A 10774-nucleotide genomic window follows, 5' to 3' on the forward strand; every position below is an offset into this window, starting at 1 on the left:
CCACAGCCGCCCTGCGCAACCGTGTCGTGCTCACCCGTCCAACGTAGCCCCGGGGCGGGGGCCGGGCGACCCCGGAGGGCGGGGTACGGGCGGGGTGCTCCTTCAACCAGCCCGATAGGCCCGCAGGAAGGCGCCCACGCCGCCCGAGATCAGGTGGTCGGTCTGCTCCTTGGGGAGGGGCAGGACCCCGTAGTGGGAGAGCTGCGAGATGGCGGTCGAGGTCAGCGCCATGAAGTGGGCGCCGGCCAGCATCGCGTCACCGCGCACGTCGATCAGCCCGGCGGCGTCGAGGCCCGCCATCGCGTCCCCGAGCGCCCGGGACACGGGGCCCGGACCGGCGTTCACCCAGGCCTCCAGCACCTCCGGCGGCACGTGGTCGGCTTCGGCGTGGATGTGGCGGACGAGCGCGAAGTGGTCGGCGTAGTCGGTCATGAGCCCGATGACCCGGTGCGCGAAGGCGACGAGGTCCCGCTCCAGGTCCTCGGGGCGGGGCGGGCGTTCGGGGTTCAGGACGGCTTCGATCTGGGCGATCTGGGCATCGCGCACCTGCCCCGAGGTCCAGGTGACGACGGTGGCGAAGAGCATCGCCTTGCCGCCCGGGAAGTGGTTGTAGAGCGTGCGGGTCGAGACGCCGGCCGCGGCGGCGAGTTCGTCCACGGTCGCCCGGGTGTAGCCCTCGCGGCCGAAGACCCCGCAGGACGCGCTCGCGATGGCGATCTGCTTCTCCAGCTTCTTGGCACTGGTTGCGCCGCTCACTTCGCCTCCAAAAAAACTACAACGGTCGTTGCACTTATTACAACGCTCGTTGTAGTTTACCGGAGGGGCGGCCGCACGGGGCGCCCGCACCACCACCGAGGGGGAACCTGCCATGACCACCGCCCACACTCCCACCACCACTCCCACGCCCACTCCTGAGGAGGACGCGCCGCTGCGCGTCGCCGTCATCCTCGGCAGCGTCCGCGAGGGCCGCCAGGGCCCCGCCGTCGCCGACTGGTTCCTCGGCGCCGCCGGCGCCCTCGGCGGCCTGGACCTCGACCTCATCGACCTCGCCGACATCGACCTGCCGCTGGCCATGCCCGGCTGGGGCGGCTCCCCGAGCGAGCAGGCGGCCGCCGCCCTCGCGAAGGTCAGCCCGCGGCTGGCCGCCGCCGACGCCTTCGTCATCGTCACCCCCGAGTACAACCACAGCTTCCCGGCGGTACTGAAGAACCTCATCGACTGGCACCACGGGGAGTGGCACGCCAAGCCCGCCGGCTTCGTCTCGTACGGCGGCATCGGCGGCGGCCTGCGCGCCGTCGAGCAGCTCCGGCTGATCTTCGCCGAGCTGCACGCCATGACCGTGCGCGACTCCGTCAGCCTGCACGGCCCGTGGTCCGGTCTCGGCCCGGACGGCCTTCCGCGCGACACCGCCGTGGCCGAGGGCGCGGTCAAGGGAATGCTCGGCCAGCTGGCCTGGTGGGGACGCGCCCTGCGCGCCGCCCGCGCGAACCGCCCGTACCAGGGCTGAGGGGCGGCACAAAGATGCGCACGCCCCAGCCCCCCGAAGGCGCGACCCCACACTCCACGGCCCCCGCGGTCCCGTCGGGCCGGACGGGACCGTCAGGCCCCACGGCCCCCACCCCACCACCGCGCGAGCTCCACCGCACCGCGGGCGTCGTCATCGTCGGCTCGGTCATGTCGGTGCTCGACATGACGATCGTCAACGTCGCCCTGCACCGCCTATCCGAGGCCTTCCACGCTCCCCTGGCCACGATCCAGTGGGCCGCCAGCGCCTACACGCTCGCGCTCGCCGCCGTCATCCCGGCCTCGGCCTGGGCGATGGGCCGCTTCGGCGCCAAACGCACCTACCTGGGCGCCCTCACCCTGTTCTCCCTCGGCTCCCTCCTCGCCGCGTGCGCCTGGAGCGCCGGGAGCCTGATCGCCTTCCGCGCGGTGCAGGGCCTCGGCGGCGGACTGCTCATGCCCGTCGGCATGGCCATGGTGATGCGCACGGCGGACCCGGCCCGACTCGGACGGGTGATGGCCCTGCTCGGGCTGCCCATCATCGTCGGGCCGGTGGCCGGCCCGGTGCTGGGCGGCTGGCTGGTCGACTCGGCGTCCTGGCAGTGGATCTTCCTGGTCAACCTCCCCGTGGGGGCGGTCGCCCTGTTCCTCGCCGCGAAGCTGCTGCGCTCCGATGCCCCCGGCGACCCGTCCGCCGCGCCCCGGCTGGACGTACCCGGCCTGCTGATGCTCTCCCCGGGCCTCGCCCTCCTCCTCTACGGCCTGGCCCGGGGCGGGGAAGGCGGCACCTTCACCGCCCCCGACGCCCTGTTCCCCACCCTGGCCGGCGCCGCGCTCGTGGCCGCCTTCGCCCGACGGGCCCTGACGGCCCGTGAACCGCTCCTCGACCTCCGGCTCCTGCGCGACCGCACCTTCGGCGCCGGAATCCTCACGCTCGCCCTCTTCACCTGCGGCTACTTCGGTTCCATGCTGCTCGGACCGATGTACTGGCAGCAGAGCCGCGGCATGAGCGCGACGGCGGCCGGGCTCCTGGGCGCCCCGACCGGCCTCACCGTGGGGCTGGTCATGCAGATCGCCTCGCGCCGCGTCGACAAGGTGTCCCCGCGCCGACTGATCCGCGCCGGGATCGCGACCGGCGCGCTGGGCATGGCCCTGACCGCCCTCCAGGCCGGGTCCCCGGAGGCGGCCCCCTGGCGGTTCGTCGCCGCCTCGGTCGTCATGGGCATCGGCGCCGGCATGGTCCTGATGCCGACGATGACCACCGCGAGCCGAAGCCTCCCGAAGTCCCGCCTGACCGCGGCGAGCACCATCCTGAGCATCAACTCCCAGATCGGCGCCTCGGTCGGCACGGCCCTCCTCTCGGTCACCCTCACCTCAGCCGGCACCACCCCACCAGGCTTCCGCACCACGTACGCCATCGCCGCAACCCTCCTGGCCCTGGCCGCCGTCCCCGCCACCCTCCTCCCCAAACACCACCCCTGACCCGCCCCGCTCCCCCGGGTCACACCACCGAAGCGGAACACGACGGGGACCCACCGCCCGCCCACGACCATCCCGCCAGAACAGCCAAGGACGTGGCCCGGCACGAACACACCCAGCTCAACCAGCCCTTGAAAACAGAACCCAAGGTTGCGCAGAGTCGGCACGCCAATCCGCTGATCGCTCTTCGCAGTGAACCGCCCCTCAGGAGCCCACCCCCAAGGCAGCAGCGCGCGTTCCCCTCGGGCCGGCTTCTGCAACCGGCGTATCGACTTCACCTACGCGGACACCGACACCCGTGATGGAATCGACACGACAGCCGTACTCCGGCGGCTCGACGCCACGGACTCGACCGTCGTCGGGACCGAGCCACCAGCGTGAGGCCCGAGCATGAAGCACCGGATCACGCGGCTCTCCGTAGCGCGTCGGCGGTGGAGCCCCGCGGAGGTCCGGCGGGGGCAGGGGAGGAATCGTTGAGCGGGCTGAGCTTTGTCGACGTCTGCTCGGGGGCAGGTGGACTCGCCTTGGGGCTGGAACGAGCGGGCTTCACGCCTCGCCTCCTCCTGGACAACGAGGCGACTGCCTGCGACACCCTCAAAGCCAACCGGCCGCATTGGAACGTGCTGGAAGCGGACCTTCTCGACTTCGACCCCGTGGACCACCCCGAGGTGTACGACGTCGATCTGCTGACAGCCGGCCTCCCCAGGGTGAGGTCGAGCGCATCGGCGACGCGTCGGCGCTCGTCGGACGTCGAACTGCGCCTCATCGAGGCGACCGCCTATCTGGTCCACTCCGTCCAGCCACGTGCACTGATCATCGAGAACGTGCCCACCCTGGTCGACGAGGACTCTCTGGCACCGATTCGTGACTTCCTCCGCGAAGAGCTGGAGCACCTCGGCTACGCACTGACCTGGTTCATCCTGAACGCCTCCGACTTCGGAGTGCCCCAGCACCGCTTGCAGGGCATCGTCGTGGCCGTCAAACAGCAGTGGGCCGGTGCCTTCCGACCACCCCGGCCCAGCGTTCACCGGCACGTGTCGGTCGGGGCGGCGCTGGCGCCGTCGATGCGTTCCCGCGGCTGGCAGGACGCCGATCGTTGGGCGGCCCAGGCGGCGAGCGTGGCACCCACCTTGGTGGGTGGATCCAAGACGCACGGCGGCCCCGACTTCGGACCGAGCGGCACGAAGGCCAAGTGGCGACGGATGGGGGTCTACACGAAGTCCTTCGGGAACGAACCGCCCGGCCCCGACTTCACATGGGATCCGGCACTCGGTGACGACGGACTGGTACGGATCACGGTGGACCAGACCGCACTGCTCCAAGCCTTCCCCGAAGCATGGCGGATCTCCGGCCTCAAGACCGCCCGATACCGACAGATCGGGCACGCGACCCCACCGCCGGTCGGAGAGGCTCTGGGACGGGCCGTGGCCGCAGCATTGAACGGGGATACGCGAGGGCCTGAGGCCGGCTAAACTTCCACCACATGACCAGCTCGGCGCACCAGCAGCCCATCCTCGACAAACCCTTTGTCCTGGACCTCTTCGCAGGACCCGGAGGGCTGGATGTCGCTGCGCAGGGGCTCGACCTCCCGAGCCTCGGCATCGAGTGGGACAAAAGTGCGTGCCTCACGCGATACGCGGCCGGGCTGGACACCCTTCACGCCGACGTGAGCGCGGCGCGCAGAGATTCCTTCGAGTCCCTGCCGCCGGAGATCAATGTGCTCGCGGGCGGCCCTCCGTGCCAGACGTACTCTGTGGCCGGGCACGGCGCCGGACGCCAGGCCTTGGACCGGGTCGCGAAGTACATCGAGTGGCTGATGGCGGGCGAGTCCGACCAGAAGATCGACGAGGAGCTGAGCACCCTCACCGATCCGCGCACGGCGTTGGTCCTCGAACCTCTCCGGTACGCGATTCAGGCGACCAGGAGCCCCAATCGGGGACACCGCCCGTACGACGTCATCGTCCTGGAGCAGGTCCCTGCGGTGGCTCCGCTCTGGAGGCACTACGCCAAGGTCCTGGAAGAGACGGGGCTCCCCGATGGGACCAAGTACAAGGTCGTCGTCGACACCCTGGCCACCGAGACCTACGGGGTGCCCCAGACACGATCCCGCGCGGTGCTGATCGCTCGGCGCGAAGGGCTCGGCGAGCCCTCGCTCCCCCGTCGGACCCACCATTCCTACGAAGCGAAGGAATGGAATCGGAAGAACCTGACCCGCGAACCCGACCAAGCCGCGAGTCAGGTCCATCAACCGACTCTCGACGACAGCGCCACCGCATCGAAGAAGGACGAGGAGCCCCAGCACTGGAGGTCGATGCGGGATGCCCTCGGGGAACCGGTGGGCTCGCACCCGGGACGTCCGAACCCCTTCCTGGTCCGCTCGAACTACGGCAGTTCCGGGATTCCGGGAAGGCGCGGAGTGCGGACCGACCAGCAGCCCGCCGCCACCGTCACCGGCCGCATCTCCCGCTTCGTGGTCTTCGAGCACCTCGACGAGAACATCGTCTACGAGGGCCCGCGGTTCAGCATGAACGAGGCCGGGCTGCTGCAGACCTTCCCGCCGGACTATCCGTGGTCCGGTACCGCGCAGGCCCAGCAGGTGGGCAACGCGGTACCGCCGCTGTTCGGCGCACACCTGCTGAGCGCCGCCCTGGGGCTCCCCAAGCCGGACCCGGAGGCGTTGCGGAAGCCGTGGCAGCCGGCCACGGAGGAGCAGCGGGCCAAGCTGCGAAGCAGCGGCTGCGGGGACGCCGACGCCTGCACCGACAGGTGCCCGCGCCCCGAGGACCAGGTTCCTCCCCCTTCCTCCGTGCGCCCTCGCAAGGGCAAGAAGGCGTCGGCCGAGTAGTCCGAGGCCGCCCCGGGTCAGTCCCCGCTCTTCCTGCCCCTGACCGGCGCGGTCTCGAACAGCTCCGCGAAGTAGCCGGTGAGCGCGGCCACGGATTCCTCCGGGGCAGGGTCCTCGTCGGGCCCGTTCGGGAGTTCGTAGCGCTCGACCGGTGGCGCCGACTCCGCCTCCGCGATCCAGTCCCGCAGTCGGGCGGGGTCGCGGGGTTGGTCCGGCCCGAGGATGTCGTAGATCAAGGTTGCTCCCGCCGCGTTGATCGCGACGCTGAGGCCGTTGACCGCTCGCCCGCCGGAGACCTGGCCGCTCTTCAGAAGACGGACCAGGGCCTGCGCGGTGGGACGGTGATCGATCAGCTCGGTCCGAAGAACGGTGTGGATGAGGTCCTGATTTCCGCAGGCGACCTCGACCGGCTCGTAGTCCGACCCGTTCCTGAAGAGCTCGGCCGCCCACCACAGGCGCGAGAAGCACTGACGGTCCGCGGGACCACGGAAGCGCTCGGCGGCGACGCGCTTTGCCGGCCTGTTCGCCGTCGGCTCCGACAGGTGCCGCCAGACCACATAGTCCGGGGCCACAGCCAGGGCGAGGTGGTTCCACAGACGCTTGTCCGCCGCTTCTCGCCGGGTCAGGCGCAGCGTGGCATGGAGCCGTGGCGCGAGCCAGGCGTCGGCGCGGGTGCGGTCCTCCCGGAACTCGAACATGGCGTCCTCCGCCAGGCTCCGGATCGGTTCGACCCCCCACCTGGCATCGTCCTCGGGGAGCGGCTCGACGACCTTGGCCAGATCGATGCCGCCGTGAACCTGTTCGCCTTTGAGCAGCTCTTCGGTGAGGAACGGATCAACGGCAGAGGTGGCGAGCAGCCCCAGGCGTGCCGGTACGTGGTTCGGTTGGGTGATCACGTCTCACTCTCGCGGTTCATCTGTTCCAGACTGCGGATGACAAAGGCAAGCGCCTTGGTGGCATCGGCGCGGCGGACCGCCGCGTAATGGATACGCGTCTGCAGCTCCACCCAGCCCGATTCGCCGGTGCGCCTGCGGTGGACCTGCCGTAGGGCCTCCTCGACATGGACGCCGGGAATCACGTCCGGGAGCATCTCCCGCAACACCTCACCCTGCCAGTCGGTGGGGAAGACCGGCCCGCCACCGGGTTCCACCTCCAGATCGCCGATGGCACCGTGAAGCACCGCGGTCCAGACGTCGGTGGACATCTGGGCGACCAAGAGGTCACGCACCTTGCTGTCCACACCCGAGCCGTTGCTGTCCAACAGATCGATGACACCTTCGACATCGGTGTTCACGAACACGGTGGGAACTCTGGCCGAGGTGTCCACGACCCAGGGCGCGTCGGCGTATGCCTGGAGCCACACCCGGGAGCTCCTCTTGAACGACGCCTTCTGAACGTCGAGCCGGAGCCCGCGGACCGGCTCGTCGGAAACCGTGTCGATGACCCAGCTCCGGTCGGTCTCGGCGATCGACCGTCCGCGCACTCCCTCCACCGTCCCCACGGCGTACACGGCGACGGAGGCCCGTGCCAGGTGATCGTCACGGAGCACCTCCAGCGAGCCGGACCAGTCCCGGCCGTCCTCGGCGTCGAGCGTGAGATTCACCGAGGTACGCACATTGGTCTCGCCGTCCGTGAGCACGGCAAGGACACACAGATCCGACCAGGGCGCGTCCGGCGCATTCGCCCCGGGCGGCAGCGTCGCCGAAACGTCGATCTTGGCGCTCACCCATTCCGTGTGGCCCGCGATGCCGAGCGCGACGGCCTGCTGTTGGTTCGAGTAGGCCGTGGTCTCCAACCGGTCGCGTGTGCCGTCGGAGAGCTTGAGGGAGACAGAGGTCACTCTGAGCGTGATCGGCCGGTTGAGCCGCTTATAGGGGTAGAACTTCACTTCTCACTCACCCTTTCCGGCACGAAGTTCGACAACGAGACGGGTGAGAACGGTCCTGACCGGATGGCTGGTGACGTCGGTGGTTCCTCGGAACTTCGCACGCCGCGCGCCAGGCGTGAAGCACAGCATTCCGTCCACCGCTTCACAGCCCTCGACGCCGACCAGTTCCGCCCAGTCCAGCCTGGGGCGGCTCCCCGAGCGCACGTCCAGCTGGGCCACCGGCACCATCGGGATGATCTCGTCGCCACGAGGGATACTCACTTCTCCGGTGATCCGCCACTCCCCTGCGTCGCCGACCGTCGCGTCGAGCCCGTCCAGGAGGGGAACCACGGGGCCGGCGGGTGTCTTGGCCTTGGGCCTCGTCCGCACCGTCAACGCCTTGCGCAGGGCCTCGCTGCCTTCGCCGCCGCTGCGCTTCGGCCGTGCGACAAGTTCTCTCGCCGCATTGTTGGCCTCGGCGGCCAGAGCGTTGATCCGGCGGTATGCGGAAGGTGACCACCGCAGTGTCAGCTCTTCCGTCTGCCCCCAACGGTCGTGCTCGGGAGGTTCCGCCGCACGCAGGAAGTCCTCGGCCTCCTTCGCGAAGGGGGCCGTCTCTCCGGCTGCCTCCCCGACCAGCAGAACGGCCTGGAAAGGGTTGGTGCTGCTCGGCAGCCTCGGGACGACGGTCTTCTTGACGGTCATGCGATTGCCGCGCAGCGAGTGCATCCGGTTCTTCGCCCCGTCCCTGTCCCCTTCCGCCTCCGTGAGAAGCAAGACCGCCTGGTGCGTGCCGACCGTCCCGTGGGCCCCCCCGGACAACGGCAGCCTCAACGGGATGCTCCGCGAGGCCACTTGCCCGGCCTCGGTGAGGCGATCCACCGTGGTGCCCTCGTAGTACGCCCTCAGGGCACGGGTCCGCGCAGGCTGCTCGGCGGACGGGTCCACCTGCTGCTCCGCCACGACCTCCTTGCCGTTGCGCAGGGCCCGGACAGAGACCTCCAGGAGGGGAAGCCTGCTGCCCCCGCCGGTCATCGCGGCCCAGAAGTCACGCCCCAGCGCCTCGACCAGTCGGGCGTGCATCGCGCTGATGTCACGCGTGTCCTCATCGCCCTCCTCGTCGTCGACGGATCCGTCCTCGGACTCGAAGGAGTTCGCCGCGAGCCCGGCCGCGTCGTGCGCACCAACGATGAGGAAGGACGTGCCGGGTTCGTCGCTCTCCCGCGCCAGATGCAGCTTCTCCACGGCCTCCTCGTCCGCCCACCAGGAACGGGCGACCATGGCCCCCGGCGAGTCGGGATCAGGGCGCCCGAACCAGGCTGGGCCCGCGTACGACTCGCCGTCGACCTCACGCCACGGCAGTTCGAGGCGGCCGATGACCCGCCGTTCGGTACGTCCCTCGTGGGGCACGGAGAGAGTGGAGTTGATGAGCACGAGCCCGAGGGAACTGGTGGCCCACAGTGTGGCCTTGCCCAAGCCGTACGACCCACCGGCCCCAGGACCGGACTTGAGGCTCTCCAGTTGGCGTCTGACCACGGCGGCGAACTTGCCGTCCCCGTAATCGTCGCCGGTCAGACCGGAAGCGTTGTAGTCGTCGACGCGCAGCAGGACCAGACGGCCCTTCTCGTACATGTCGCGCACCCCGGCGTCCACGACCCGGCCGACCTTCTGGTTGCCGGCGGTCTCCGAGACGGCGGAGTAGTGCGGAAAGAGATCGTTCCAGAGGATCGCCTCGCGGAAGGCGTCCAGGGCGTCGCCGGTGAGCTCGTGCAGGGTGTAACGGACCTTGACGGGGCGGCCGTTCTCGGTCAGCCTTTCGTCCAGGCTGTTCTGGCACGTCTCCCGCGCGAGGACCTGCACGTCGGCGTCGAAGGCAAAAGCCGCGGCATTGCCCAGGTCGCGACCGCCATCGGGATAGCCGGGGCGGTGGTACCAGGTGACCGGGAGGCCGGCCTGGGTATCGGTGGTGCGGGTGTGCACCGTACCCACGTCCGTGCCGAGCGCCTTGGCGATGTCCGTCATGACGGTCGGACGAGGAGTCGACCTGCCGGTGATCCACGCGGACACCGCGGCCCGAGTCAGCTTGAGTTCGTCGGCCAGTTCGGCCTGCGTCTTCCCCGCAAGCCTGAGCTGTCGGGACAGCCAGGGCCCGAACTCCTCACCTGTCTCCACGCGCCACCTACTCTCCTGGGACTCCCATGCCGATCGCATGCTGTGGATCACGAGGTTAATTTGACAAGGGCGTGGGCGTCAACCAGCAGTTGATCGAGATCGACCCCCAGAACATCTCAGTCCGATGCCCGACTTGCCCTAAATGGTCAGGTATTTGCCTTGTTCGTCGCGCCTTCACGAGTGGACCGGCCAACTCCGTTTAAACGGGGGGCGGTTGGGCGTGAGTTTGGCTTGCGTGATCGAGTGAGCGCCCGATAGGGTTGTTTTCGATGGGGACCCCATCTCGCTCGCAAAACCCGAAACTCGGGAGGCCGGGCGACCTGCCAGAAGTACGTCCAAATTTCGAATCCATGCCCGGCAGACACCTCCAGAGCCGCACAGAGGAAACCCCTCCGCAAAGGACTGGCCGCACGATACCTCCATCGCCTAGCTTTTGACGGGGGAAGGAAGTCTCACCCATAGACTTGGATTTACCCATCTCACACGGGGACGTGTACCAAATGCACCCCTGTGCAGCTGCAGGATGCAATCAATCACAGGGGTGGATAATGAATGAGCAGGACGAGTCACTCGACTCCGGCCGGGAATCGAGTGCATTCTGGCTGGCGATTGTGACGGCTGGAAGCAAGGCCGCGGTTCCCGGGGTTCTTCTCGTACACGAAGTGTCCGAGAAGGATTTCATCAACCGGTTCCCCGCACTGGCGGAGATCGCTCAGAGCCTGCCGGACGTCCCGGGCGAGACCTCTCCCCCGATCTGATTCAGCACGTCAAGGGCCTAACCGTCTCGGTCTCGCAACAAATAGCGCCTTCGCGGTGACCCCTCCGCTTCGCGAAGGCATTGTGGAAAAAACGCCCAGCGCCACGGTGAACGACGGGCCGGCCGGCCCGTCGTTCGCTCTTCCGTCCGG

General features: G+C 69.2%; 9 protein-coding genes. 5 read left to right on the top strand and 4 right to left on the bottom strand.

The genetic code is table 11. The features are described 5' to 3' along the window. Positions 1-102 precede the first annotated feature (102 nt). Entirely contained in the window at positions 103-756 is a 654-nt protein-coding gene (locus tag ACFYYB_RS37060; protein WP_389442021.1) for a TetR/AcrR family transcriptional regulator, read from the bottom strand. Between the two features lie 112 nt (positions 757-868). On the opposite strand from ACFYYB_RS37060, the gene ACFYYB_RS37065 reads away from it, so the two are divergent. From ACFYYB_RS37065 to ACFYYB_RS37080, 4 genes are all read left to right on the top strand, one after another. Beyond that, a complete protein-coding gene (locus tag ACFYYB_RS37065) occupies positions 869-1507 on the top strand; it encodes an NADPH-dependent FMN reductase (RefSeq protein WP_389442023.1) in 639 nt (212 codons plus the stop codon). A gap of 14 nt (positions 1508-1521) precedes the next feature. Beyond that, positions 1522-2985, top strand: a complete 1464-nt coding sequence (locus tag ACFYYB_RS37070) for a DHA2 family efflux MFS transporter permease subunit (RefSeq protein WP_389442026.1) — start codon at positions 1522-1524, stop codon at positions 2983-2985. Positions 2986-3455: 470 nt separating this feature from the next. Further along, positions 3456-4454: a DNA cytosine methyltransferase gene (locus tag ACFYYB_RS37075; protein WP_389442028.1), complete on the top strand. Its 999-nt coding sequence runs from the start codon at positions 3456-3458 to the stop codon at positions 4452-4454. 11 nt (positions 4455-4465) lie between these two features. After that, entirely contained in the window at positions 4466-5827 is a 1362-nt protein-coding gene (locus tag ACFYYB_RS37080) for a DNA cytosine methyltransferase (RefSeq protein ID WP_389442030.1), read from the top strand. Positions 5828-5844: 17 nt separating this feature from the next. On the opposite strand, the gene ACFYYB_RS37085 is transcribed toward ACFYYB_RS37080, so the two are convergent. From ACFYYB_RS37085 to ACFYYB_RS37095, 3 genes are read right to left on the bottom strand one after another with little or no spacing between them, the layout of a single operon-like run. Then, positions 5845-6723, bottom strand: coding sequence for a DUF6339 family protein (locus ACFYYB_RS37085; protein WP_389442033.1), 879 nt, complete (start codon positions 6721-6723; stop codon positions 5845-5847). Beyond that, positions 6720-7715: a hypothetical protein gene (locus tag ACFYYB_RS37090; protein ID WP_389442036.1), complete on the bottom strand. Its 996-nt coding sequence runs from the start codon at positions 7713-7715 to the stop codon at positions 6720-6722. Before ACFYYB_RS37090 ends, ACFYYB_RS37085 begins: the two co-directional genes overlap by 4 nt. 3 nt (positions 7716-7718) lie before the next feature. Beyond that, entirely contained in the window at positions 7719-9866 is a 2148-nt protein-coding gene (locus ACFYYB_RS37095; protein WP_389442038.1) for a helix-turn-helix transcriptional regulator, read from the bottom strand. A 548-nt stretch (positions 9867-10414) separates the two neighbouring features. Here ACFYYB_RS37095 and ACFYYB_RS37100 point away from each other — a divergent pair. After that, positions 10415-10624, top strand: a complete 210-nt coding sequence (locus ACFYYB_RS37100; protein WP_389442041.1) for a hypothetical protein — start codon at positions 10415-10417, stop codon at positions 10622-10624. Positions 10625-10774 lie beyond the last annotated feature (150 nt).

The sequence above is a fragment of the Streptomyces sp. NPDC002886 genome, from assembly GCF_042888445.1.
Taxonomy (GTDB): domain Bacteria; phylum Actinomycetota; class Actinomycetes; order Streptomycetales; family Streptomycetaceae; genus Streptomyces.